This is a genomic window from Kitasatospora sp. NPDC059599 (genome assembly GCF_042735125.1).
In the GTDB taxonomy this organism is placed as follows: Bacteria; Actinomycetota; Actinomycetes; order Streptomycetales; family Streptomycetaceae; genus Kitasatospora.
In genome coordinates this window covers 1-25205 of sequence record NZ_JBHWCL010000006.1, presented here as the reverse complement: position 1 = coordinate 25205, position 25205 = coordinate 1, and the positions used below count along the sequence as shown (strand labels likewise).

At 71.9% G+C, this 25205-nt stretch carries 19 protein-coding genes; 2 read left to right on the top strand and 17 right to left on the bottom strand.

Features of this window, described 5'->3' with window-relative positions:
* The first annotated feature begins 154 nt into the window (after positions 1-154).
* Both ACFV04_RS03525 and ACFV04_RS03520 read left to right on the top strand, forming a co-directional pair.
* Complete coding sequence (locus ACFV04_RS03525) at positions 155-1456, top strand: DUF2786 domain-containing protein (protein ID WP_380526583.1); 1302 nt, start codon at positions 155-157, stop codon at positions 1454-1456.
* A gap of 55 nt (positions 1457-1511) precedes the next feature.
* Positions 1512-2624 carry an ADP-ribosylglycohydrolase family protein gene (locus tag ACFV04_RS03520; RefSeq protein ID WP_380526581.1) on the top strand — a complete coding sequence of 371 codons (1113 nt, stop codon included), beginning with the start codon at positions 1512-1514 and terminating at the stop codon, positions 2622-2624.
* Positions 2625-2696: 72 nt separating this feature from the next.
* On the opposite strand, the gene ACFV04_RS03515 is transcribed toward ACFV04_RS03520, so the two are convergent.
* The 17 genes from ACFV04_RS03515 to rplK all read right to left on the bottom strand — a co-directional run bounded on the left by ACFV04_RS03515 (position 2697) and on the right by rplK (position 25065).
* Positions 2697-4016 (bottom strand): serpin family protein, encoded by a 1320-nt coding sequence (locus tag ACFV04_RS03515; protein WP_380341354.1) that lies wholly within the window; start codon positions 4014-4016, stop codon positions 2697-2699.
* Between the two features lie 81 nt (positions 4017-4097).
* Complete coding sequence (locus tag ACFV04_RS03510) at positions 4098-5096, bottom strand: ADP-ribosylglycohydrolase family protein (protein WP_380341356.1); 999 nt, start codon at positions 5094-5096, stop codon at positions 4098-4100.
* Positions 5097-5123: 27 nt separating this feature from the next.
* Positions 5124-6338: a cytochrome P450 gene (locus ACFV04_RS03505; RefSeq protein ID WP_380526579.1), complete on the bottom strand. Its 1215-nt coding sequence runs from the start codon at positions 6336-6338 to the stop codon at positions 5124-5126.
* A 157-nt stretch (positions 6339-6495) separates the two neighbouring features.
* Positions 6496-7236, bottom strand: a complete 741-nt coding sequence (locus ACFV04_RS03500) for an NAD-dependent deacetylase (RefSeq protein ID WP_380526577.1) — start codon at positions 7234-7236, stop codon at positions 6496-6498.
* A 203-nt stretch (positions 7237-7439) separates the two neighbouring features.
* On the bottom strand, positions 7440-8111 hold the full coding sequence (locus tag ACFV04_RS03495) for a hypothetical protein (RefSeq protein WP_380526575.1): 672 nt from the start codon (positions 8109-8111) through the stop codon (positions 7440-7442).
* A 243-nt stretch (positions 8112-8354) separates the two neighbouring features.
* Positions 8355-9035: a response regulator transcription factor gene (locus tag ACFV04_RS03490; protein ID WP_360254603.1), complete on the bottom strand. Its 681-nt coding sequence runs from the start codon at positions 9033-9035 to the stop codon at positions 8355-8357.
* On the bottom strand, positions 9032-10219 hold the full coding sequence (locus tag ACFV04_RS03485) for a sensor histidine kinase (RefSeq protein ID WP_380341366.1): 1188 nt from the start codon (positions 10217-10219) through the stop codon (positions 9032-9034). The genes ACFV04_RS03490 and ACFV04_RS03485 overlap by 4 nt, the downstream gene beginning before the upstream one ends.
* An 82-nt stretch (positions 10220-10301) precedes the next feature.
* Positions 10302-10976, bottom strand: coding sequence for a DUF4097 family beta strand repeat-containing protein (locus ACFV04_RS03480; protein ID WP_380526573.1), 675 nt, complete (start codon positions 10974-10976; stop codon positions 10302-10304).
* Positions 10977-11236: 260 nt separating this feature from the next.
* Positions 11237-15130, bottom strand: a complete 3894-nt coding sequence (locus ACFV04_RS03475; RefSeq protein ID WP_360254597.1) for a DNA-directed RNA polymerase subunit beta' — start codon at positions 15128-15130, stop codon at positions 11237-11239.
* Between the two features lie 100 nt (positions 15131-15230).
* Complete coding sequence (rpoB, locus tag ACFV04_RS03470) at positions 15231-18707, bottom strand: DNA-directed RNA polymerase subunit beta (RefSeq protein WP_360254595.1); 3477 nt, start codon at positions 18705-18707, stop codon at positions 15231-15233.
* Positions 18708-19403: 696 nt separating this feature from the next.
* Entirely contained in the window at positions 19404-19787 is a 384-nt protein-coding gene (gene rplL, locus ACFV04_RS03465) for a 50S ribosomal protein L7/L12 (RefSeq protein ID WP_189916036.1), read from the bottom strand.
* 88 nt (positions 19788-19875) lie between these two features.
* A complete protein-coding gene (gene rplJ, locus ACFV04_RS03460) occupies positions 19876-20439 on the bottom strand; it encodes a 50S ribosomal protein L10 (protein ID WP_045693068.1) in 564 nt (187 codons plus the stop codon).
* A 402-nt stretch (positions 20440-20841) separates the two neighbouring features.
* On the bottom strand, positions 20842-21720 hold the full coding sequence (locus tag ACFV04_RS03455) for a hypothetical protein (RefSeq protein WP_380341373.1): 879 nt from the start codon (positions 21718-21720) through the stop codon (positions 20842-20844).
* A gap of 160 nt (positions 21721-21880) precedes the next feature.
* A complete protein-coding gene (locus tag ACFV04_RS03450) occupies positions 21881-22720 on the bottom strand; it encodes a hypothetical protein (RefSeq protein ID WP_380341375.1) in 840 nt (279 codons plus the stop codon).
* A gap of 126 nt (positions 22721-22846) precedes the next feature.
* A complete protein-coding gene (locus ACFV04_RS03445) occupies positions 22847-23629 on the bottom strand; it encodes a hypothetical protein (protein ID WP_380341378.1) in 783 nt (260 codons plus the stop codon).
* A gap of 201 nt (positions 23630-23830) precedes the next feature.
* The gene (gene rplA, locus ACFV04_RS03440) at positions 23831-24553 is read right to left on the bottom strand and encodes a 50S ribosomal protein L1 (protein WP_360254585.1); all 723 of its coding nucleotides are present in this window, start codon (positions 24551-24553) and stop codon (positions 23831-23833) included.
* Between the two features lie 77 nt (positions 24554-24630).
* Complete coding sequence (gene rplK, locus ACFV04_RS03435) at positions 24631-25065, bottom strand: 50S ribosomal protein L11 (RefSeq protein ID WP_360254583.1); 435 nt, start codon at positions 25063-25065, stop codon at positions 24631-24633.
* Positions 25066-25205 lie beyond the last annotated feature (140 nt).

The window sequence follows — 25205 nt, the reverse complement described above, 5'->3', positions numbered from 1 at the left end:
GCGCCGCCGTCCGTGCCCTGTTCCTCCGCTCCCCCGCCGTCCGCCCCGGCCGTTCCCGGGCGCACCGGCCGTTCCCGGCCGCTCCGGTCCTCCCCGGGCGCTCCGGCATCATGGGCAGGAGGAACCGGGCCGTCGAGGAGAGCAGGGACACACCGTGGGCAAGCGCGCGCAGCAGGGCGGGGACGCCGGGCCGCTGCTGGAGCAGGCGGTGCGGTCGGTGCTGACGGCACCGGAGGAGGGGCTGGACCTGGCGCTGGACACCGGGGCGTCGCTGCTGGCCGCCTCGGCCGCGCAGTGGTCGGCGGTCAGCCGGGCGGTGCTGGGGTACGCGGACACCGCCGTCGGCCGCTGCTGGTCGGCCGGGTGGCGCCCGGCGGACCTGGTGCGGGTGGTACGGCGCGAGCTGAAGCCCGTCCACCTGGCGCTCGCGGTGGACCTGATCGCCGCCGAGGACCGCCGCCACGCCGCGGCGGCACTCGACCGGCGCTGGCGGGAGCAGCTGCGCGAGCTGGAGGCCGAGGTCTGGTGGCCCGCCGACGAGCAGTACCTCGGCGCCTTCGCCCACCGGCACCGGCTGGACCGCTTCGCGCTCGCCACCGCCGCCCTGGAGCTGCTGCGCACCTGGGGCCGGCTGCCGCCGATCGCCCCGGTCGGACCCGCTCCCGGGCAGGCGGGCAGGTCGCCGCACTCGGGAACGCCGCGCACCGGACCGCAGCACGCCGGAGCGGCGACCGGCGAGCCGCGGATGCTGGCCCGGATCCGGGCGCTGCTGGCGAAGGCCGAGTCCACCGAGTACCCGGAGGAGGCCGAGGCGCTGACCGCCAAGGCCCAGCAGCTGATGGCCCAGCACAGCATCGACGACGCGTTGCTGGCCGCGACCGGTGCCGACCGGGACACCCCGGCGGCCCTGCGGATCGGGGTGGACAACCCGTACGAGGGCCCCAAGACGATGCTGCTGGACGCCGTCGCGGTGGCCAACCGGTGCCGGGTGGTGTGGGCGAAGGAGTTCGGCTTCTGCACGGTGGTCGGGTTCGACGGCGACCTGGACGGCGTCGAACTGCTCTACACCTCGCTGCTGGTGCAGGCCACCCACGCGCTCAACAAGGCGGGCTCCCGCCGGGACTCGCGCAGCAAGGCGTTCCGGCAGTCCTTCCTGGTCGCCTACGCGGCGCGGATCCGCGAGCGGCTGACCGCCGCCACCGAGCGGACCACCACTGCCGCCGCGGCCGGCCGGCACCTGCGCGAGGACGGCACCGAGGAGCAGCTGCTGCCGGACGAGCGGCTGCTGCCCGCGCTCGCCGCCCGCTCGGAGGCGGTGGACGACGAGGTCGGCCGGCTGTTCCCGAAGCTGGTCTCCCAGCGGGTCCGGGTCAGCGACGGCGAGGGCTGGGCGGCCGGACGCGCCGCCGCCGACCGGGCCGCGCTGCACGGGCGCGCCGGGCAGATCCGCCGGTAGTGCCACCCGGAGACCTGATAGAAACTAATCCGCCACGAACCAAGGGGGATTCGACGTGACGGAGCCGGCTGCCGAGTCGGGGTACCGGGACCGGGTGCGCGGAGCGCTGCTCGGCGGAGCGATCGGCGATGCGCTGGGCTGGCCGGTGGAGTTCCAGCAGCTCCACCAGATCCAGGACCGGTACGGGCCGGCGGGTGTGACCGCGCTGCCGGCCGGACCGGGTCCGGTCGAGGTCACCGACGACACCCAGATGACGCTGTTCACCGCCGAGGGCCTGATCCGCGGCTTCGTCCGCGGCTGGACGGGCGGTGGCGGTTCGGTACCGGAGGCCGTCCACGGCGCCTACCGGCGCTGGCTGATGACGCAGTACCAGCCCGCGCCCGACACCGAGCCGCAGCCCCGCCCGTACGACGGCTGGCTGTTGCGCCAGCCGTTCCTGTACGCGCGGCGGGCGCCGGGCAACGCCTGTCTGAGCGGGGTGTCCGAGCACCCGGTGTTCGAGGCGCCGTCCGCGATCGGGCGGCCGGGGCCGGTCAACCCCGGGTCCAAGGGCTGCGGCACGGTGATGCGCTCGGCGCCGTTCGGGCTGGCCCGGCTGGGCGTCGAGCAGTCCTTCGGGCTGGCCGTGCAGTGCGCCCAGCTCACCCACGGGCACCCGACCGGCTACCTCGCGGCGGGCGCCTTCGCGGCGCTGGTCGAGCGGCTCGTGAACGGGACGGAGCCGTGGGCGGCGGTCGGCGAGACCGTGGAGCAGATCCGCGAGCTGCCCTCGTCCAAGGAGACCGTCCAGGCCCTGGCCCGGGCGGTGCGGATCGCCCAGGAGTCCGAGCCCGGGGCGGAGGCGGTGGAGCGGGTCGGGCTCGGCTGGACCGCCGAGGAGTGCCTGGCCATCGCGGTGCACTCGCTGCTGGCGGCCACCCTCGACCCCGACCCGGTGCGCACCGCGCTGCTGCTGTCGGTCAACCACTCCGGCGACAGCGACTCGACCGGCGCGGTCTGCGGCAACCTGGTCGGGGCCGCGTACGGTGCCTCGGCGCTGCCCGCCGAGTGGGCCGGGGCGGTCGAGGGGCGGGCCGAGCTGCGGCAGGTCGCGGGCGACCTGCTGGTGCTGTTCGGCAGCCGCGACCCGCTCCACCCGGGGCTCGGCGGGCGCTACCCGGCCTGGTGAGCCGCCCGGGTGCCGCCTCGGCGCCCGGCCGACCCGGGTGCCCCTCCGCGCGGCACCCCGCCGGCCCGGTGACTACCGCGCCGCGGGGTCGGCGACCTGACCCAGGAACAGCGGCCGCCCGCCGTGGGTGTCCCTGATCAGGAACAGGAACGGCCGGTCGATGTGCAGCTGGGCGGTCTGGTCCTGGGCCGGCGCGGCCGCCGCGGCGACCCCGACGCCGCTGCCCGCGGCCGCGACCGTGCCGTCCTCGTCGACCTCGACGGTGGCCTTCTGCACCACGGTGCTGACGGCGAGCGGTTCCTTGGCGATTCCGCTGAGGTCGGCCCGGTCGAAGACCGCGTTCACGCCGAGCGAGCGCAGCGCCGGGGTGAGCTCGTTGGACGTGTCGAAGTGGAAGCGCGGAAGCTGCAGGTCGACGCGCCGCTCGGCGAGGGCACCGAGGATCCGGTCGAGCTGGGGCTGGTCCAGGCCCTTGTCGAAGGCCGCGAAGCCGCCCTGCGCGGGGACGATCAGATCCATCACCAACCCGCCGTCCGCGTAAGGGAGTTCGACGGCCTGCCAGGGTTCGCCGACGATCCCGCCGGAGCCCTCGGCGTACTTGAACTCGCCGGTCTGGCTCATCGAGGGGACGGCCGGGGCGGAGCCGTCCAGCCTGTGGAACGGGCGGTCGGCGGTCTGTGCGGGCTTGAACGCGGAGGCCCACTTGGCCTTGAGGTAGAGCGCGTCGGTGAGCACCAGCCGGGTGGCCGGGGTGATGGTGTTCGGGGCGAAGAGGTCCTTGATGCGGCCCTCGGTGGCCTTCTCCACGGCCGCGTTGACGCTCTTGCGCGAGCCGTCCGGGTCCTTGGCGAAGTCGACGGGGTGCACGCCGGTGTCGAAGGCGGCGGCCAGGGTGGCCAGGTAGTCCGGCTGCACCGGGAAGCCCTGCTGGGTCCAGAGGTCGTCGCTCTGGCGCAGGGTGAGTCCGCCGGCGGAGGGGGTCCCGCGGTTCAGCGCGCCGGTGGCGAGGGCGTACTGCTGCGGGGTGAGTTCGGTGTGCAGGGCCTTGGCGAGCTCGTCGGCGGTGGCGCCGCGGGCACCGGGCAGCAGCATGGCGAGCACGGTGGCCAGGCCGGACGGCGAGACGACGAGGTTGCGGCCGGCGGCGTCGGGCCGCGCGCTGAGGGTGTGCAGGAGGTCGAGGCCGAAGGCGTCGGTGGCGGTCGCGGTCGCGGCCACCTGGGCCGGGTCGGCCGCCGGGCGGCTCGCGGGCGCCGAGGCCCGGAGCTCCGCGGGCGCGGCGGCTCCCTTGCTGCCGCACCCGGCGAGCAGTGGTGCGGCGAGCGCGGCGGCGAGGAGCAGCGCCGCCGGACGACGGGGTGGACGACGGGTTCCGGTGCTGCGGTTCGTCATGGCCCTTCGACGCGCGACCCCACGGACCGGTTCCCCGGCGCCCGGCGACCGGCTGTCCCGCCCGTCCCCGCCCGCTTCCGCTCAGTCCCAGAGCGCTCCGAGCTCCAGCAGCTCGTCCCGGTGCTCGATCCGCTCCACCCACTCGGCGGGCCAGACCGTCTCGCCGTGGTGGGCGCCCGCGAAGGCGCCGGTCAGGCAGGCGAGGGAGTCGGAGTCACCGCTGGAGTAGGCGGCCCGGCGGACGGCGGCCACCGGGTCGTCCGGCAGCAGCAGGAAGCAGAGCAGGCCGGTGCCGAAGGCCTCCTCGGCGACCCAGCCCTCGCCGGTGGCCAGGCAGGGGTCGGCCTCCGGATCCGGGGCGGCGAGCGCGGCGTCCAGCTGGTCGAGCACCGCCAGGCAGTCGTCCCAGCCGCGGGCGATGACGGCCTGCGGCGAGGGGCCGTACCAGTGGGCGGCGAGGTCCCCGAGCCAGAACTCGTCGTACCGCTCCCGGCTCGCCAGCGCGTACGCCCGCAGCACCGCGGGCAGGTCGGCCGGCGGCAGGCCCTCGGCGAGCTTGCGGACGGCGTACGCGGTCAGGTCGCTGGCGGCGAGCGCGGTGGGGTGGCCGTGGGTGAGCGCGGACTGCAGCTGGGCGGCGCCGGCGAGCTGTCGGGCGTCCAGTTCGCGGACCAGCCCGATCGGGGCGACCCGCATGTTGGCGCCGCAGCCCTTGGAACCGACGTCGCTCGCCTGCTGCCAGCGGACCCCGTCGTGGCTCAGCCGTTCGCAGGAACGCAGGCAGGTCATGCCGGGGGCGCGGTTGTTCTCCGGGGAGCGCCACCAGTCGACGAACTCCTCGCGGACGGGCCGCTCCAGGCGCAGCGGGGTCAGCGGCCCACGTGCCAGGGCGGTGCGCAGGCCTCGGCCGAGGGCCAGCGTCATCTGGGTGTCGTCGGTGACCAACGCCCTGGCGGGCAGCGGGAGCCGCCGCCAGTCCGGATGGTCGGCGGCGATCGCCTCGACGGTCCTGAACTCCGTCACCCGGCCGATCGCGTCCCCGATCGCCAGCCCCAGCAGTGCTCCTGTCGCCTTGCCCACGGCACTTCCCCCTGTTCCGTCGCCCCGTCAGACCTCGACCGGCAGTTCCTTGAGCCCGCGGATCACGTAGCCCGGGTTCCACTCGGGCTCGCGGACGAGCCGCAGGCCCGGGGCCCGGCGCAGCAGGGTGCCGTAGGACTCGGTGAGTTCCAGTCTGGCAAGCGGGGCGCCCAGACAGAAGTGGATTCCGGCGCCGAAGGTGACGTGCGGGTTGTCGGTGCGGCCGAGGTCGAGGCGGTCGGGGTCGGCGAAGCGCTCAGGGTCGCGGTTGGCGGAGCCGAAGAGCAGGGCGATCTCGGAGCCGCGCGGGATGGTGACGCCGCGGACCTCGATGTCGTCCAGGACCCAGCGCTCGAACATCTGCAGCGGGGTGTCCCAGCGCATCAGTTCCTCGATCGCGGTGGGCAGCAGCTCGTCCACCGAGCCGCGCAGCCGGGCGAGTTCACCGGGGTTGCGGAACAGCGCCCACCAGCCGTTGCCGGTGGTGTTGACGGTCGCCTCGTGGCCGGCGTTGAGCAGCAGCACGCAGGTGGAGACCATTTCCTGCTCGCTGAGCGCGTCGGAGCCCTCCTGGGCCCGGATGAGCGCGCTGATCAGGTCCTCGCCCGGTTCCGACCGGCGCTCGCGGATCAGGGCGCGCAGGTAGTCGGAGAACTCGGTGCTCGCGGCGACGGCCCGGCGGGCGGTCTCCTCGGTCGGGTTGAGTTCGAACATCCCGGTGATGTCGGCGGACCACGGCCGCAGCAGGTGCCGGTCGCCCTCCGGGACGCCGAGCATCTCGGCGATCACGGCGACCGGCAGCGGCTCGGCGACGGTGGCGATCAGGTCGCCGCCGCCGGCCGCGAGCAGGTCGTCGACCAGCTCGCCGGCCAGGCGCCGGACGGTCGGGCGCAGGCCCTCGACCATGCGCGGGGTGAAGGCCTTGGAGACCAGCCGGCGGATCCGGGTGTGGTCGGGCGCCTCCAGGTCGAGCAGGCCGTGGTCGTTCAGGGTGTGGAAGGGCTCGTGCGCCGGGTCGGGCTCGGGGCGGCCGAACTCCGCGTGGCTGAAGCGGTGGGTGTAGGTGCGGCCGAGCCGTCGGTCGCGCAGCAGCGCGCTGACGTCCTCGTGGCGTGAGACGAGCCACTGGTTCGTCGGCTCGAAGTACGTCACCGGCGCGTGGGCGCGCAGCTCGGCGTACGCGTCGTACGGGTGGGCCACGAACGCCGCCGACCAGGGGTCGAACTTCGCCGTCGTCGTCATCGGTCGATCACTCCAGGCCGTGAGGGGAAGCCGGAAGGATCATCGTACGCAGGCGGTCCGTCCGTGGATAAGACCCTTCCGGCCCTTGCCCGTTCCCCCGACCCCGGCCCCCGGCCCCGCCTCCTCGGCCCCCGGTCGCTCGGCCCGCTCGGCCCGCTCAGGCGCGCTCCGTCACCAGCCGCCGCACCAGCTCGGGCAGCGCCTCCGAGATCGGCTCCCGGATCACCTCGTCCGCCGCCTCGTCGTACGGCGTCGGCTCGGCGTTCAGGATGATCAGCCGCGCCCCGGTCTTCACCGCGTTGTACGGCAGCGCCGCCACCGGGAACACCTGCAGGCTGGTGCCGACCGCGACGAAGACGTCGCAGGCCCGCGCGATCGAGTCGGCCTGCCCGAGCACCTCCGGGTCCAGGTTCTCGCCGAACATCACCGTCCGCGGCTTGAGGATCCCCCCGCACTCCCGGCACGCCGGGTCCGGCTCGCCCGCCTCGACCCGCGCCAGCACGTCCGCCATCGAGCCGACCACCCGGCAGCGCAGGCACTGCACCTCCCGTGCGGTGCCGTGCAGTTCGAGCACCTTGCGGCCGCTCAGCCCGGCCGCCTGGTGCAGCCCGTCCACGTTCTGGGTGAGCACCCGCAGCGGCAGCCCGGAGCGCTCCAGGTCGACCAGCGCGCGGTGCCCGGCGTTCGGCTCTGCGGCCAGCGCGCCCGTCTCCAGCCGCATCCGCCAGGCCCGCCGCCGGATCTCCGGATCCTCCCGGTACGGCCCGATGGTGACCAGCTCCTGCGCCGACGGGTCCTTCTGCCACAACCCCTGCGGGCCGCGGTAGTCGGGGATGCCGGAATCGGTCGAGATGCCCGCGCCGGTGAGCACGGCGATCAGGGGTCGCTTCGCGTTCATGCCCGGACGCTACGGCCACGGGCCCTCCCCCGGCCACCGAAAATCCGGGTACGGCCGCGGGCACGCCCGCCTCGTCCGGCGCGGGCCGGGGCCGCTGTTCACCCCGCTCGGGCCGGGCTGCCGTTCACCGCGCGCGGGCCGGGGTCGCCGTTCATCCGGCGCGGGCCGGTGTTCCGGACGGGCCGAGCGGCGTCGCGCCGCGGTCAGACGAGCACCGGCCGCGGTGCGGACGCCGGGCGGGCGAGCGGGGCCAGCGCGACCAGGTAGCAGGCGGCGGCGAGCGGGATGAGGGCCAGGTCGACCCCCGAGGCGAGGGTGCCGAGCAGCACCAGCACCGGGCTCCACCAGCGCAGCGTCCGGGAGCGGCCGACCGCGGCGGCGGTCAGCAGCGCCAGCAGGCCGACGTAGAAGAGCAGCGGGCCGACCTGGTAGACGGCCGGCAGGACCCCGGGGACGCCCTGCACCCGGTCGAACAGCCGCGCCTGCTCGGCCTTGTCCGCCGCCGCGAGGCCGACGACCAGGTCGATCCCGATCTGCGCCAGCGAGCAGAGCAGCCCCACGAAGGCGGTCGCCGTCGCCGCCCCGGCCGCGATCCGCCCGGCCGTGCCGTGCGGGGCGAGCTTGCGGCGCAGGGCGAGGAAGACGGGGGCGAAGAGGAGCAGTCCGGCGAACATCGCGGTGTGACCAGCCGTCCAGCCGAGGCCCGGCTCGCGGGAGCCCGGCACCAGGCGGATGCCGCCGTAGAGGGCCATCAGGGCGGGGGCTCCCACGACGGCGAGCGGGGTGACGCGGGTGAGGTCCGCGGTGCGGGCGGGCCGGGCGGCGCGACCGGTGCGGGTGGTTCGGGTGGCCTGGGCGGCGCGAGTGGCGTTCATCTGACGATCTCCAGTGGTGTGGGCCTGTCCGACACCCCAGAGCCTCCCGGTCCGGGCTCTCCTCGCGGATCGCCCGCACCGGCGAACTCCCGGCCTCCCCCGCACGAGGGAGCCCGCCGCCACGCGGGAGCCCGCACACCCCGAACCCCACGCCCCGAACCCCACGCCCCGAACCCGGGCCTCAGGACCCCCGCCCACAGGACCCCGGAGCTCAGGACCCCCGGCGCTCAGGACCCCCGGCCCTCAGGACTCCCCCACCACCACCGCGCCCGCCTCGTACGCGAACACCACCGCGTGCACCCGGTCCCGCAGCCCGAGCTTGCCCAGCACATTGCTGACGTGCGTCTTCACCGTGTGCTCGCTGACCACCAGCTCGGCCGCGATCTCGGCGTTGGACAGCCCGCGCGCGATCAGCCGCAGCGTCTCCTGCTCGCGCAGGGTCAGCTGCTCCAGCAGCTTGGACGGCGGACGCACCGCCCGCTCCGGCGCCCCCGGCCGCCGGGCGGCGAACTCGCCGATCAGCCGCCTGGTCACCGAGGGAGCGAGCAGCGCCTCCCCCGAGGCGACCATGCGCACCCCGTGCGCCAGGTCGTCCCGCCGGACGTCCTTCAGCAGGAAGCCACTGGCCCCCGCGTACAGCGCGTCGAAGACGTAGTCGTCGATGTCGAAGGTGGTCAGCATGATCACCTTGGTGGACGGGAACTCCGCGCACACCCGGCGGGCGGCCTCCAGCCCGTCCATCACCGGCATCCGGACGTCCAGCAGCAGCACGTCGGGGCCGTGCGCGCGGACCGCTTCCACCGCCTCGGCACCGTCGGCCGCCTCGGCCACCACCTCGATGTCCGGCTGCGCGTCCAGGATCATCCCGAACCCGGCCCGCACCAGCTCCTGGTCGTCCGCGACGACCACCCGAATCGGCGTCATCCGCCCACCCCTTCCGCTCTTCCGCCCGCCTGCAGCGGCAGCCGGGCGCTCACCACGAAACCCCTTCCCTCCGGTCCCGGGCCGGCCTCGGCCCGCCCGCCGCAGGCCGCCGCCCGCTCGCGGATGCCGACCAGCCCGCGCCCGCCGGACCAGCCGACCACCGCACGGCCGGCCGTCGGCGGCACCCCGTGGCCGTTGTCGGAGACCACGACCTCCAACACCTCCCCGGTCCGCCGGACCCGGACCGCCGCCCGGTCGGCCCCGGCGTGCTTGACCGTGTTGGTCAGCGCCTCCTGCACGATCCGGTACGCCGCAGCTTCCACGTCGGCGGGCAACCCGCCCTTCCCGTCGGGGAGTTCGATCTCGACCCGCAGGCCGGCTCCGCGCACCCGCTCGGCCACGTCGGCGAGTTCGGCCAGCCGGGGCTGCGGCGCCAGCTGCCGGCCCGCCTCCGGATCCTTCAACACGCCGAGCACTCTCCGCAGTTGGACCATCGCGTCCCGGCCGGCGTCACCGATGGCGTCGAACGCGCGGATCGCCCGGTCCGGATCGCTGCGCACCACCACCGGCCCGGCCTCGGCCTGGATCACCATCAACGAGACGGCGTGCGCCAGGATGTCGTGCATCTCCCGGGCGATCCTGGCCCGCTCCTCCGCGACCGCCCGCGCCGCGTCGCTCGCCGCCCGCTCACCGGCTTCCCGGGCCCGCTCCGCCTGCACCCGGGCCAACTGCCGCTGGGCACGCACCAGCGAGCCGAAGACGAAGGTGCCGACGGAGGTGACGAGGCTGAACAGCGCGCCGTTCGGCGAGTGGGTGCCGAGGACGTTGCCGGCCACCACCACGGCCAGCACGCTCCACCGCATCCGGTCCGAGGAGCGCTCCGCCACCGTGTACAGGGCGATCACCCCGGACAGCGGCACCTGGGGGTTCGCCGAGTGCGCCACGACCGAGATCACCAGCGCCGGCGCCGTCGCCAGCAGCAGCACCGTCAGCGGTCCCCGGCGCCGCCAGGGCAGCGGCAGGGCGGTCGTCACCGCGAGCAGGTAGATCCACCACGGCCGGGCCGTCTCGTCCTGGGACACCGCCCACACCGCGACCCCGGCCGCGGCCACCGCCAGCAGCGGGTCCAGCACGTACGGCCCCAGCCCGGCCGGCCGGTTCGACCGGCCCGACGCACGCTCCACCCCGCTACCTCCCCCGTAGCCGGGGACACCGCCCCCGCGGAGAAGATCATGCCCTACCGGCAGGGCCTCCGGTACGGCCCGGTCAGGCACCGCTGACCGTCACGCCGCCGGTCTCCGCCCGAGCGGTGATACTGCGCGCCGCCCCCTGCTGCGAGGGGATGCCCACGTCCACCCCGCCGACCGAGGCGTGCGCGTCCACCGCGTACGCCTCCCCGGTCGGCACCGTGACCCGCACGCCGCCGTTCGAGGTCGTCGCCTCCACCTTCGACGGCGCGGCCGCGAAATCGGCCCGCACCCCGCCGTTCACCGCGGTCAGCTTCGCCCGCGGGGAGGTCAGCCCGCTCGCCTCGACCCCGCCGTTCTTGACGTCCACCTCCACCTCGGCGGCCAGCCCGGTCAGCTTGATCCCGCCGTTGGTCTCCTTCACCCGCACCTTGGTCCCGGCCGGCACCTGCACGGTGTACCCGATCCCGCAGTGGTCGCAGTCGTACGTCAGCCGGAGCACGCCGTCCTTGACCTCGTGCGTGCTCTTCGGCGCGTCCCCCCGGTAGTTCTGGTTCTCGACGACGTGCACGGCGTCACCGCCGCCGTTCACCACCACACCGCCGTTCTCCCCCTCGACCACCAGCTCCCTGACCGGCTCCGCCACCCCGTAGCCGACCGTCCGGTGCTCCTGGTCGTCCCCGATCGGCAGACAGCCCGACATCCCGGCCAGCACCCCCGCCGTGATCGCCATCGCGCCCAGTACCCGCTTCATCCCCGGCCCCCTTCGCAAGCCCGTCATCCCGACACCGAGAACCCTCCCCCGCCCGCGCCCTCCCCCACCTCCCTCCCCGGAGCGGTTCCTGCCCCTCCCCCGCACGGGTGAGCCGCCGGCCCGCCGCCCTCGGCTCGGAACCCGCGGCCCCGCGGCCCCGCAGCCCGGAAACGCCGCAGGGCGGCCACCCCGTGAGGGGTGACCGCCCTGCGATCAGTGACCTGGGCCACTCCTGCCCGATGACGGGCGAGGAGGGGGACTCAGCCGGTGTACGGGCCGTAGTCGTAGTCGTCCAGCGGAACGGCCTGGCCGGAGCCGGCGCCGAAGGGCGACAGGTCGTAGTCGTCGTAGCCGACGGCCGAGTACATCGCGGCCTTGGCCTCTTCGGTCGGCTCGACCCGGATGTTGCGGTAGCGGGGCAGACCCGTACCGGCCGGGATGAGCTTACCGAGGATGACGTTCTCCTTGAGGCCCAGCAGCGGGTCCGACTTGGCGTGGATCGCCGCGTCGGTGAGGACCCGGGTCGTCTCCTGGAAGGAGGCGGCCGACAGCCAGGACTCGGTGGCCAGCGAGGCCTTGGTGATACCCATCAGCTGCGGACGGCCGGAGGCGGGGTGACCGCCCTCGGCGACCACACGACGGTTCTCGGTCTCGAAGCGGCCGCGCTCGACGAGCTCGCCCGGGAGCAGCTCGGCGTCGCCCGACTCGATGATCGTCACGCGGCGGAGCATCTGCCGGATGATGATCTCGATGTGCTTGTCGTGGATCGACACGCCCTGCGAGTTGTAGACCTTCTGGACCTCGGCGACCAGGTGGACCTGGACGGCACGCTGGCCCATGATGCGCAGGACGTCGTGCGGGTTGGTGGCACCCATGGTCAGCTTCTGGCCGACCTCGACCGCCTCGCCCTCGCTGACCAGCAGCTTCACACGCTTGGAGACCGGGTAGGCGATCTCGTCGCTGCCGTCGTCCGGGGTGATGACGATCTTGCGGGTCTTCTCGGTGTCCTCGATCCGCGCCCGGCCGGTGGCCTCCGAGATCGGGGCCACACCCTTGGGGGTACGGGCCTCGAAGAGCTCGACGACACGCGGCAGACCCTGGGTGATGTCGTCACCGGCCACACCACCGGTGTGGAAGGTACGCATCGTCAGCTGGGTACCGGGCTCACCGATGGACTGGGCGGCGATGATGCCGACCGCCTCACCGATGTCGACCAGCTTGCCGGTGGCCAGCGAACGCCCGTAGCACATGGCGCAGGTGCCGACGGCCGACTCACAGGTCAGGATCGAGCGGGTCTTGACCTCGCCGATGCCGTGGCGGATCAGCTCGTCGATCAGCACGTCACCGAGGTCGGTGTTCGCGGTGGCCAGCAGCTTGCCGTCGATGGTGATGTCTTCGGCGAGCATGCGGGCGTACACGCTGGTCTCGACGTCGTCGGCCTTGCGCAGCACGCCGTCCGCACCCACGGAGCCGATCGCCAGCTTCAGGCCGCGCTCGGTGCCGCAGTCCTCCTCGCGAATGATGACGTCCTGGGAGACGTCGACCAGACGACGGGTGAGGTAGCCGGAGTCGGCGGTACGGAGGGCGGTGTCGGCCAGACCCTTACGGGCACCGTGGGTGGAGATGAAGTACTCCAGCACGGTGAGACCCTCACGGAACGACGCCTTGATGGGTCGCGGGATGGTCTCGTTCTTGGCGTTCGACACCAGACCACGCATACCGGCGATCTGGCGCATCTGCATCATGTTTCCGCGAGCACCCGAGTCGACCATCATGAAGATGGGGTTCGTCTTCGGGAAGTTCACGTTCATGGCCTCGGCGACCTCGTTGGTCGCCTGGGTCCAGATGCCGATGAGCTCCTGCTTGCGCTCGTCGTTGGTGATCAGGCCGCGCTCGTACTGACGCTGGACCTTCTCCGCCTTCGCCTCGTAGCCCTCGAGGATCTGGGGCTTGTTCGGCGGGACGACGACGTCCGAGATCGAGACGGTGACGCCCGAGCGGGTCGACCAGTGGAAGCCGGCCGCCTTCAGGTTGTCCAGGGTCGCCGCGACGACGACCTTGGGGTAGCGCTCCGCCAGGTCGTTGACGATCGCGGAGAGCTGCTTCTTGCCCACCTCGTAGTCGACGAACGGGTAGTCCTCGGGCAGCAGCTCGTTGAAGAGCGCGCGGCCCAGGGTGGTGGTCAGGCGGAAGGGCTCGCCCTCGTACCAGGTCGGCTGGCCGTCCTCGTCCACCGGAGCGGCCCAGCCGCGCGGCGGGACGGTGCCGGCCGGCAGGCGCAGCTCGATCGGGGCCTGGACGTCCAGGTCGCGGGCGTCGAAGGCCATGATCGCCTCGGCGGTCGACGAGAAGGTGCGGCCGGCGCCCTTCACGTTGTCGCGGTCCGAGGTGAGGAAGAACAGGCCCAGCACCATGTCCTGGGTCGGCATGGTGACGGGGCGACCGTCGGCCGGCTTCAGGATGTTGTTCGAGGACAGCATCAGGATGCGGGCCTCGGCCTGCGCCTCCGCGGAGAGCGGCAGGTGGACGGCCATCTGGTCACCGTCGAAGTCCGCGTTGAACGCGGTGCAGACGAGCGGGTGGATCTGGATGGCCTTGCCCTCGACCAGCTGCGGCTCGAAGGCCTGGATGCCGAGGCGGTGCAGGGTGGGCGCACGGTTCAGCAGGACCGGGTGCTCGGCGATGACCTCTTCGAGGACGTCCCACACGACCGGACGGGCGCGCTCGACCATGCGCTTGGCCGACTTGATGTTCTGCGCGTGGTTCAGGTCGACCAGGCGCTTCATCACGAACGGCTTGAAGAGCTCCAGCGCCATGGCCTTCGGCAGACCGCACTGGTGCAGCTTGAGCTGCGGGCCGACGACGATGACCGAACGGGCCGAGTAGTCGACTCGCTTGCCGAGCAGGTTCTGACGGAAACGACCCTGCTTGCCCTTCAGCATGTCGCTGAGGGACTTCAGCGGGCGGTTGCCCGGGCCGGTGACCGGACGGCCGCGGCGGCCGTTGTCGAACAGCGCGTCGACGGCCTCCTGGAGCATGCGCTTCTCGTTGTTCACGATGATCTCGGGGGCACCGAGGTCGAGGAGGCGCTTCAGGCGGTTGTTGCGGTTGATCACGCGGCGGTACAGGTCGTTCAGGTCGGAGGTCGCGAAGCGGCCACCGTCCAGCTGCACCATCGGACGCAGGTCCGGCGGGATGACCGGGACGCAGTCCAGCACCATGCCGTTGGGCTTGTTGGTGGTCTGCAGGAACGCGGAGACGACCTTGAGGCGCTTCAGCGCACGGGTCTTCTTCTGGCCCTTGCCGGTGCGGATGATCTCGCGCAGGCGCTCGGACTCCTCCGCCAGGTCGAAGTTCTCGAGGCGGTCCTTGAGGGCCGCCGCGCCCATCGAGCCGGAGAAGTAGGTGCCGAAGCGGTCGCGCAGCTCGCGGTAGAGCAGCTCGTCGCCCTCGAGGTCCTGGACCTTGAGGTTCTTGAAGCGGGCCCACACCTCGTCGAGGCGGTCGAGCTCGCGCTGCGCGCGGTCGCGCAGCTGCTTCATCTCGCGCTCGGCGCCCTCGCGCACCTTGCGGCGCACGTCAGCCTTGGCGCCCTCGGCCTCCAGCTCGGCCAGGTCGGTCTCGGCCTTCTTGGCACGGCCTTCGAGGTCGGAGTCGCGGCGGTTCTCGATCTGCTGGCGCTCGACCGAGACGTGCGCCTCCAGGGACGGCAGGTCGCGCTGGCGGCGCTCGTCGTCGACCCAGGTGATCATGTAGGCGGCGAAGTAGATGACCTTCTCGAGGTCCTTCGGCGCCAGGTCCAGCAGGTAGCCCAGACGGGACGGGACACCCTTGAAGTACCAGATGTGGGTGACCGGGGCGGCCAGCTCGATGTGGCCCATCCGCTCGCGGCGCACCTTGGCGCGGGTCACCTCGACGCCGCAGCGCTCACAGATGATGCCCTTGAAGCGGACGCGCTTGTACTTGCCGCAGTAGCACTCCCAGTCCCGGGTGGGGCCGAAGATCTTCTCGCAGAAGAGCCCGTCCTTTTCCGGCTTCAGGGTGCGGTAGTTGATGGTCTCCGGCTTCTTGACCTCGCCGTGCGACCACTGGCGGATGTCGTCGGCGGTGGCCAGGCCGATGCGGAGCTCGTCGAAGAAGTTGACGTCAAGCACTGGTCGTCAAGCCCTCTTTCGTAAGTCGAGAGTCGTTCATGTGGTCTGAGGGGGGCCTGGGGGCGGGCCGGCCGCGGTCGTGCGGCCGGCCCGGCCTCCGTCAGACCTCTTCGACGCTGCTCGGCTCGCGCCGGGACAGGTCGATGCCGAGCTCCTCGGCGGCGCGGAACACGTCCTCGTCGGAGTCCCGCATCTCGATGGACTGGCCGTCCGAGGACAGCACCTCCACGTTGAGGCAGAGCGACTGCATTTCCTTGATGAGGACCTTGAAGGACTCGGGAATGCCGGGCTCGGGGATGTTCTCGCCCTTGACGATGGCCTCGTAGACCTTCACGCGGCCGAGCACGTCGTCGGACTTGATGGTGAGCAGCTCCTGCAGCGCGTAGGCCGCGCCGTACGCCTCAAGGGCCCACACCTCCATCTCACCGAAGCGCTGACCACCGAACTGCGCCTTACCACCGAGCGGCTGCTGGGTGATCATCGAGTACGGACCGGTCGAACGGGCGTGCAGCTTGTCGTCGACCAGGTGGTGCAGCTTGAGGATGTACATGTAGCCGACCGAGACCGGCATCGGGAACGGCTCGCCGGAGCGGCCGTCGAACAGCCGGGCCTTGCCGGTGGAGTTCACCAGGCGCTCACCGTCACGGGTGAGGGTGGTGTTGTCCAGCAGGCCGGTGATCTCGTCCTCGCGGGCGCCGTCGAAGACCGGGGTGGCGAGGTTGGTGCCACCGTCGACCTGGTCGGCGCCGATCGCCTGCAGGCGCTGGGCCCACTCGTCGGCGAGGCCGGAGACGTCCCAGCCCTGCTTGGCGAGCCACCCGAGGTGGATCTCCAGGACCTGTCCCGGGTTCATTCGGGACGGGACGCCCAGCGGGTTGAGGATGATGTCGACCGGGGTGCCGTCCTCCAGGAACGGCATGTCCTCGACCGGCAGGATCTTGGAGATGACGCCCTTGTTGCCGTGACGGCCGGCGAGCTTGTCACCGTTGGTGATCTTGCGCTTCTGGGCCACGTAGACGCGGACCAGCTGGTTGACGCCCGGGGGCAGCTCGTCGCCCTCTTCGCGGTCGAAGACGCGGACGCCGATGACCTTGCCGGACTCACCGTGCGGCACCTTCAGCGAGGTGTCGCGGACCTCACGGGCCTTCTCACCGAAGATCGCGCGGAGCAGGCGCTCCTCGGGGGTCAGCTCGGTCTCGCCCTTCGGGGTGACCTTGCCGACCAGGATGTCGCCGGTGACGACGTCGGCGCCGATGCGGATGATGCCGCGCTCGTCGAGGTCGGCGAGGACCTCCTCGGAGACGTTCGGGATGTCCCGGGTGATCTCCTCGGGGCCGAGCTTGGTGTCACGGGCGTCGACCTCGTGCTCCTCGATGTGGATCGAGGAGAGGACGTCGTCCTGCACGAGGCGCTGCGACAGGATGATCGCGTCCTCGTAGTTGTGACCCTCCCACGACATGAACGCCACGAGCAGGTTCTTGCCGAGGGCCATCTCGCCCTCGTCGGTGCAGGGGCCGTCGGCCAGCACCTGGTTGACCTCGACCCGGGCGCCCTCGTCCACGAGCACCTTCTGGTTGAAGGCGGTGCCCTGGTTGGAGCGGGTGAACTTGGCGGCGCGGTACGTGGTGTACGTGCCGTCGTCGTTGGCCACGGTGACGTAGTCGGCCGAGACCTCCTGGACGACACCGGCCTTCTCGGCGGTGATGACGTCGGCGGCGTCGACGGCGCAGCGGTACTCCATGCCGGTGCCGACCAGCGGGGCCTCGCTCTTCAGCAGCGGCACCGCCTGACGCATCATGTTCGAGCCCATGAGCGCGCGGTTGGCGTCGTCGTGCTCGAGGAACGGGATCATGGCGGTCGCGACCGACACCATCTGGCGCGGCGAGACGTCCATGTAGTCGATCTCGGAGCCCGGGATGTAGTCGATCTCGCCGCCACGGCGGCGGACGAGGACACGCGGCTCGGCGAAGGTCAGCTCCGCCGTCAGCGGGGCGTTCGCCTGCGCGATGACGTAGCGGTCCTCCTCGTCGGCGGTCAGGTAGTCCACCTGCTCGGTGACCACACCGTCGACGACCTTGCGGTACGGGGTCTCGATGAAGCCGAAGGCGTTGACCCGGCCGTACGAGGCCAGCGACCCGATCAGACCGATGTTCGGGCCTTCGGGGGTCTCGATCGGACACATGCGGCCGTAGTGCGAGGGGTGCACGTCACGGACCTCGAAGCCGGCGCGCTCACGGGAGAGACCGCCGGGGCCGAGGGCGGACAGACGACGCTTGTGGGTCAGGCCCGACAGCGGGTTCGTCTGGTCCATGAACTGCGACAGCTGGCTGGTGCCGAAGAACTCCTTGATGGAGGCGACGACCGGCCGGATGTTGATCAGGGTCTGCGGCGTGATCGCCTCGACGTCCTGGGTGGTCATGCGCTCGCGCACGACCCGCTCCATACGGGCGAGACCCGTACGGACCTGGTTCTGGATGAGCTCGCCGACGTTGCGCAGGCGACGGTTGCCGAAGTGGTCGATGTCGTCGACCTCGACCACGATGTCGCGGCCCTCGCCGTCACGCCACTCGGTCTCGCCCGCGTGCAGCTTCACCAGGTACTTGATCGCACCGATGATGTCGGGCTCGGTGAGCACGCCGGAGTCCAGCGACTCGGCGTTGCCCAGCTTGCGGTTGACCTTGTAGCGGCCGACCTTCGCGAGGTCGTAGCGCTTCGGGTTGAAGTAGAGGTTCTCGAGCAGGGTCTGCGCGGCCTCACGCGTCGGCGGCTCGCCCGGACGCAGCTTGCGGTAGATGTCCAGCAGCGCGTCGTCCTGGCCCTGGGTGTGGTCCTTCTCCAGGGTGGCGCGCATCGACTCGTACTCGCCGAACTCCTCGAGAATCATCTCGTTGGTCCAGCCGAGCGCCTTGAGCAGCACGGTGACGGACTGCTTGCGCTTGCGGTCGATGCGGACGCCGACCATGTCGCGCTTGTCGATCTCCATCTCCAGCCAGGCACCACGCGAGGGGATGACCTTGCAGGAGTAGATGTCCTTGTCGGACACCTTGTCCAGGGTGGAGTCGAAGTACACACCCGGGGAGCGGACCAGCTGCGAGACGACGACACGCTCGGTGCCGTTGATCACGAACGTGCCCTTGTGGGTCATGAGCGGGAAGTCGCCCATGAAGACCGTCTGAGACTTGATCTCACCGGTCTCGTTGTTGGTGAACTCAGCCGTGACGAAGAGCGGGGCCGCGAACGTGAAGTCGCGGTCCTTGCACTCGTCAATGGAGTTCTTCGGCGGCTCGAAACGGTGGTCGCGGAAGGTCAGGGACATCGACCCGCTGAAGTCCTCGATCGGGGAGATCTCCTCGAAGATCTCCTCCAGACCGGACTTGGTGGGGACGTCCTGACCACTCTCCAGGGCCGCCTCGACCCGGGACTTCCAGGCCGCGTTGCCGAGCAGCCAGTCAAAGCTCTCGGTCTGCAGGGCCAGGAGGTTCGGGACCTCGAGGGGCTCCTTGATCTTCGCGAACGAGACGCGGAGCGGGGCGGTGGATGCGGCGGAATTGTTCGAGGCGTTGCGCGGCGCGGCCAAGAGGGGGGTCCTTCCGAGGGCTCGGAGCTCACTACGCGCGTACCAGCCGGGCCTGCTTGGGCTTGGTCCCGCCTCCATCGCCACCGGCCTCCGCCGGGGTCGAAACCCCAGGTCAGAGCCGCTTTGCGGAGGCGATGCCAGACCCCTTCAGGGCAACGCAAACTCCGGGCGACGAGTCACGGAGCAGCTAACAGGCAGCGCAAAGGGACAGTGTAGCCAAAGGCCACACTGCTGTCCAGCTCTGATTCGGAGACCGAATCGGAGACTCCTCCCGGTAGCCGGGGAGCGCGGACGCCCACCGGGTACTGCTCTAACTCACGTGGAGTCATTTCCCGCCGGAGCCACTGGTTATGCATCCAGCAGCGGACCAACCGGGCGGACTCGCGCCTTGAGAATCGCGCGCCGCGCCTGGTTCGTCAAGGGCCCGCCGACGGCGCGGGCCTCACCCCGTTCATCGGCCCGGACCCCTCCCGCGTTACAGAACCCGTGGTGGGGGCCACCCGACGACGGTGATCACCATACCTCTCGCCACCGACGGTGCCGAGTGCGCGATCGGCCACACCGGTGGAGCGCGTCGACCCGGACGGCGGAACGCGGCCGACGGCCGGCCCCGCCCCCGGGAACGCGAAAAGGCCGGGCCGACCACCCGCAAGGGTGATCGGCCCGGCCGCACGCCCCCTCAGAGGGGGCGCAAGATCACTTGACGGTGACCTTGGCGCCGGCACCCTCGAGGGCAGCCTTGGCCTTCTCGGCAACGTCCTTGGCAACCTTCTCCAGGACCTTGGCACCAGCGGTGTCAACGAGGTCCTTGGCCTCCTTCAGGCCGAGGGAGGTCAGGGTGCGCACCTCCTTGATGACCTGGATCTTCTTGTCGCCGGCACCGTCGAGGATGACGTCGAACTCGTCCTGCTCCTCAACGGCCTCGGCGGCCGGGCCGGCAGCACCGGCGGCGGCAACGGCGACCGGGGCGGCAGCGGTGACGTCGAACTTCTCCTCGAAGGCCTTCACGAAGGCAGCGAGCTCGATGAGGGTGAGCTCCTCGAACTGCGCGAGCAGCTCGTCCTGGGTCAGCTTCGCCATGATGGCGTCCTTCCACTAAATCGGCAGGTGGTGCCGGATGTACGGGTTGGGCGGGCACGGGCCCGCAGCGAGGCGTGAGCCTGCCGAATTACTCGGCGGCAGCGTCCTCGGCGGCGGGAGCCGGCGTACCGGCACCGCCCTGCTCGACCTTGTCGCGCAGCGCGTCCACAGTGCGGACGAGCTTCGACGGCAGGGCCTGGAAGAGCGCGGCAGCCTGGGACTGCTTGGCCTTCAGGGCACCCGCCAGCTTGGCGAGCAGCACCTCGCGGGACTCGAGGTCCGCGAGCTTCTTGATCTCATCGGCGGACAGCGCCTTACCGTCAAGGACACCGCCCTTGATGATGAGAGCGGGGTTCTCCTTGGCGAAGTCACGCAGAGCCTTCGCCGACTCCACCGGGTCACCGGTGACGAAGGCGACAGCCGTCGGACCGTTGAACAGGTCGTCGAGCTCCGTGATCCCGACCTCATTGGCCGCGATCTTGGTCAGCGTGTTCTTCACCACGGCGTACTCGGCGTTGTCGCCGAGCGAGCGACGCAGGGTCTTGACCTGCTTCACCGAGAGACCGCGGTACTCGGTCAGCAGCGCCGCAGAGGAGCCACGGAACTTGTCCGTGATCTCGGCGACGGCGGCAGCCTTGTCGGGCCTGGCCATAGGCTTACGCCTCCTTCCGTGATGTCGAATTCGGGCCGACCGCGAAAGTCGACCAATGTCGCCGCGGACCGACCGGACGGAAGGAAGCTCTTGCAGAAATGCAACGAGCCCCGGTGCGCAGGGGCACGGGGCTCGGAACGACCTCGACGGACACCCACGCGAACGCGGGACCCGGAAGTCGAAGCTCCAGACGCACCTGCGCGGGCTGCCTGCGACGAAGCGCAGATCCTTCGGCCACCGAGTCCCTTGCGGGGGCGCGGCGACAACCAGCGGTCTTTGGCTTCGGCCAGATTAGCCGGAGGCGTTCCCCAGGTGCAAATCGCCCTCGGACGGACCGGCCCGGAACGGCCTCCCGGGCGGTTCCGGAGCGGTTCCGGGGACGCCCGGCGGGGCTCGGCGGGTTCAGCGGGCCGGCGGCGGGACCGTCCGGACGCCGGTGTCGGCGGTGTCCGCCTCGGCCGGCGCCTGCGCCGAGAGCAGCGCCCCGGCGAGGTCGGTGTAGAGCACCGAGTCGTCCGCCCGGCCGCTGTCCCCGCTGCCGGTGCGCTGGAGCCGGACCAGCTGGTCCTTGTCGTTGAGCCAGAGGTCCACGGTGAGCGAGAGCGAGCCGCCGGGCGCGAGCGCGGCCCGCAGGCCGTCCCGCCGGGTCTGGCTCAGCTGGGTCTGGGCGGCCGCGTACTTCTCGGCGGTGGTGGTGACCCGGTAGTGCTCGACGGTCGAGTCCTCGTACTTCTCCTCGCCGACGAAGGCGGGGTCCACCCCGTCGGCGGTGGCCGCGGCCAGCGCCTCGACCGGGTTCAGCAGGTCGACCAGGCCGGCGTACGGGATCTCCTTGTGGCCGTCCGGGTCCGGCGGGACGGTGAAGCGCTCCCAGTGCTTACCGCCCTGGCGGGCCGCGGTGGCGGCGTCGCCGCCCTGGTAGGCGACGGTGTCCACGACGATCAGCTGTTCGGCGTCGGCCGGGGTGGAGCGCTTGATCTGCAGCGCCGTCTTGGGCGCCCAGAACAGCGGACCCGACCCGGCGTCCGCGCCGAGCCGGTAGCTGACCTTGGCGCGGCGGGCGGTCTGCATGGCCAGCTGGGCGGAGAGCAGCACCCCGTGCGGGGAGCGGTCGGTCGGCTTGGCCGGGCCGGTCGGAAGGGATCCGGTCGGCGAGACGCTGGTCGGGGTCGGACTGCCGGACGGCGTGGCGGTCGCGTCGTCCCCGCCGCCGCATCCGCTCAGCCCGCTCGCCAGCAGGGCGACGACGGCCACTGCCGCCAACCGCTGCCGTCCCGCCACGTCCGTTCCCTTCGTCGCCGGCCCCGTCCGGCGGCCGTCCTCGTCCGGCCACCATGCCACCCGTCCCCGGCCCGGCGGGTGGCGGCCCCCTGGTCGGATCGCGCGGACCCGGCCGGATCCACCGGTCGGCCGAGCCGGCCCGGTCACGGGCCCGGGTCGATCAGCCCGCGAGCAGCTTCAGCAGGTCGGCCTCGCTGCCGAGGTCGGTGGCGGCGGGCGCGGTGATCGCGGCGGCCTTGCCGAGGCCGGAGTACTTGACGGTGACGGCCTGCTTCGGGCCGTTCGCGTCGCCGTACTCCTGGTACTGGACGAGTTCCTGCTTGCCGTTCAGCCAGAAGTCGAAGGTGAGGGTCTTGCCGTCCTGCTCCAGCGTCTTCTGGACGACCTTGCGCTGCTCCTCGGGGAGCGCCGCCATCCCGGCCACCAGGGTGGCGGTGTCCTCGACCGCCTTCAGGTGGGTGGTCTGGGCGCCGTCCAGGGTCTCCTCGCCGACCTTGGACAGCTTGCCGCTCTGGGCCGCGACGGTGAGCAGGACGACCGGGTTCAGCATCTGGCCGGCCGCCCGGAAGCCGTCGCCGGCCTCGTTGCCGGCGGGCAGCTTGACCCAGTGCTTGCCGCCCAGGGCCGCGGCCGCGTCGTCCGTGCCGAGGTAGGCGTCCGGCCCGATCACCCGGATCTTGAGCTTCTTGCCGCCCATGTCGCCGACCAGGTCGACGGAGGCCTTGCCCGGCTCCTTCCAGTCGGCGTCGCCGGTGCCGCCGCCCTTGCTGTCGTCCGGGCTGACCATGCTGACCTTGCCGTTGCCGGCCTTCTGCATCACCAGCGCGGAGGCGGTCAGCGCCGCCTTCGGGTCCCCGGTCAGCGCCGCCGCGATGGGGTCGCCCCCCTTGGCGTCACCGCCCTTGGCGTCGTTGCCGCCCTTGCTGCCACCGCAGGCGGTGACCGCACCGAGCAGGACGGCCGTCGTCGCGACGACCGAGGCGAGGCGCACAGCGCGCATGGAGGTACCCCCGTGAGATCCGTAACAGCTTCACGGAAGAGCCGATTGTCAGCTCTTCCCAGGCATTGCCCAGCCGGACTCTAACGGATCGTCGGAGCCGCCACGCAGCGGATTCCGGGCCTCCGGTCAGCCTCCTGCGGCGGGTGTCGCGTCGTCCGTGCCGGAGGAGGGGACGTCGGTCGTGGTCACGGTGGTTCCGTCGCTCCCCCGGACCGTCTCGCGCAGCCGGAGCAACCGCTCGCCGGGTCCCACCCAGACGTCGAAGGCGATCGCCGTCACCCCGTGCTGCCGGTACCAGTCCACCGTCGCGGCACGCCGCTGCGGGCTCGACTCCGGGTCCGCAGCGAAGAACTCCTCCACCGGCGCGGAGCCCTGGTAGTGCGCCACGGTCGTGCCGGCCAGTTCCTCGGCGCCGAGCGAACCGAGTTTGACGCTCTGCGCGATCGCGTACGCGCGGCTGCCCGGGGCGGTGACCAGCGCGGTCGTCCAGCCGCCGGCGTAACCGTCCGGGGCCGGGCCGGCCGTCGGGTCCAGCGCCTCGGCGGTGGCCCGCTCGGCGTGCTTGGCCGCACCGCCCCCGTAGGACAGGTCGATGGCACCGTCCTTCATCACCAGCTGCCCGGTGCCCGCCTCGTCGGTGACGGTCAGCTCGGCCTCGTCCCGGGGGCCCCAGACCAGCGTGCCGCTCGCGGTGCGCCGACCGGCCGGGCCCTCCCGCACCACCTCGATCCGGGCACCGCCCGCGTCGTCCAGGGCCTGCGCGGCCGAGAGCACCACCTGCTTGGGCGGTACGGCCGCCGGGGAGCCGGGGGTACGGGTGGCCGGTGCGGCCAGCAGGCTGCAGCCGGAGCCGGCGCCGAGCAGCAGCAGGGCCGCCACCAGGGCGGCGGAGCGGGGGGCGGGCGGCACGGCACACTCCGTCGGTCACGGGTTCTCCACATGCTGACCGACAGAGCGTACGACGCTTCGGGCACTTGTTCCCATCCGTGCAGGTCCCGGTCCCCGCGACCGGCCCGGACCGCGGGCCCCGCGGCGGGAACGACGGCGGGCCCGCACCCCCGGTGAAGGGGGTACGGGCCCGCCGTACGGACTGCTCTAGAGCACTGGGGCTCAGACCGCGGCCGGGTCCTCCTCGGTGAGGAGGTTGCGGGTGCGGTTCGGGTCCACCAGGATGCCGGGGCCCATGGTGGTCGAGAACGCGGTCTTCTTGATGTAGCGGCCCTTGGCGGCGGACGGCTTGGCGCGGAGCACCTCGTCCAGCGCGGCGGCGTAGTTCTCGACCAGCTGCTCGTCGGTGAAGGAGGCCTTACCGATGATGAAGTGCAGGTTCGAGTGCTTGTCGACGCGGAACTCGATCTTGCCGCCCTTGATGTCGTTGACAGCCTTGGCGACGTCCGGGGTCACGGTGCCGGTCTTCGGGTTCGGCATCAGACCACGGGGACCGAGCACGCGGCCGAGGCGGCCGACCTTGCCCATGAGGTCCGGGGTGGCGACGACGGCGTCGAAGTCCAGCTTGCCCTTCGCGACCTCGTCGATCAGCTCGTCGGCACCGACGATGTCGGCACCCGCAGCACGCGCGGCCTCGGCACGCTCGCCGGTCGCGAAGACCAGGACCCGAGCGGTCTTACCGGTGCCGTGCGGGAGGATCACGGTGCTGCGGACCATCTGGTCGGCCTTGCGCGGGTCGACGCCCAGACGCATGGCGACCTCGACGGTGCCGTCGAACTTGGTGGTGCTGGTCGCCTTGGCGAGGCGGACGGCCTCGAGGGGGGCGTAAAGGCGCTCGCGGTCGACCTTGGCGTCCGCGGCCTTCAGAGCCTTGCTGCGCTTCACTGCTGCTCCTGAATGGTGATTGGAGTTGTGGTATTCACGGGCCTGCGCAGGCCCTACCACAGGGGACGAGAAGGTGATCAGCCCTCGACGGTGATGCCCATCGACCGGGCGGTGCCGGCGATGATCTTCTCCGCCGCGTCCAGGTCGTTGGCGTTCAGGTCGGGCATCTTCGTGGTGGCGATCTCGCGGACCTGGGCGCTGGTGAGCTTCGCGACCTTGGTCTTGTGCGGCTCGCTGGAGCCCTTCTCGATACCGGCGGCCTTCAGGATGAGGCGCGCGGCCGGCGGCGTCTTCGTGACGAAGGTGAAGGAACGGTCGTCGTAGACCGTGATCTCCACCGGCACGATCATGCCGCGCTGCGACTCGGTCGCAGCGTTGTAGGCCTTGCAGAACTCCATGATGTTGACGCCGTGCTGGCCCAGCGCGGGGCCGACCGGCGGCGCCGGGTTGGCCGCACCGGCGTTGATCTGGAGCTTGATAAGCCCCGTGACCTTCTTCTTCTTGGGAGGCATGTCTCTCCGGGTCCTTCCGAGAGGTGATTGCTGGTGCGTGCGGAACCGGGGCGACACCCGGCCGCCAGCACACACATCGAACCAGGCTAACGCGTCAGCGCCGCTGGACCAAAACGGATCCGGGGCAGGGCCCTCGGCCC

Coding starts and splice junctions, on each gene's coding strand:
- ACFV04_RS03515 (WP_380341354.1), bottom strand. CDS start 4,016: ATGACGAACCGCAGCACCGGAACCCGTCGTCCACCCCGTCGTCCGGCG.
- ACFV04_RS03505 (WP_380526579.1), bottom strand. CDS start 6,338: ATGACGACGACGGCGAAGTTCGACCCCTGGTCGGCGGCGTTCGTGGCC.
- ACFV04_RS03500 (WP_380526577.1), bottom strand. CDS start 7,236: ATGAACGCGAAGCGACCCCTGATCGCCGTGCTCACCGGCGCGGGCATC.
- ACFV04_RS03495 (WP_380526575.1), bottom strand. CDS start 8,111: ATGAACGCCACTCGCGCCGCCCAGGCCACCCGAACCACCCGCACCGGT.
- ACFV04_RS03490 (WP_360254603.1), bottom strand. CDS start 9,035: ATGACGCCGATTCGGGTGGTCGTCGCGGACGACCAGGAGCTGGTGCGG.
- ACFV04_RS03480 (WP_380526573.1), bottom strand. CDS start 10,976: ATGAAGCGGGTACTGGGCGCGATGGCGATCACGGCGGGGGTGCTGGCC.
- rplL (WP_189916036.1), bottom strand. CDS start 19,787: ATGGCGAAGCTGACCCAGGACGAGCTGCTCGCGCAGTTCGAGGAGCTC.
- rplJ (WP_045693068.1), bottom strand. CDS start 20,439: ATGGCCAGGCCCGACAAGGCTGCCGCCGTCGCCGAGATCACGGACAAG.
- ACFV04_RS03450 (WP_380341375.1), bottom strand. CDS start 22,720: ATGCGCGCTGTGCGCCTCGCCTCGGTCGTCGCGACGACGGCCGTCCTG.
- rplK (WP_360254583.1), bottom strand. CDS start 25,065: ATGCCTCCCAAGAAGAAGAAGGTCACGGGGCTTATCAAGCTCCAGATC.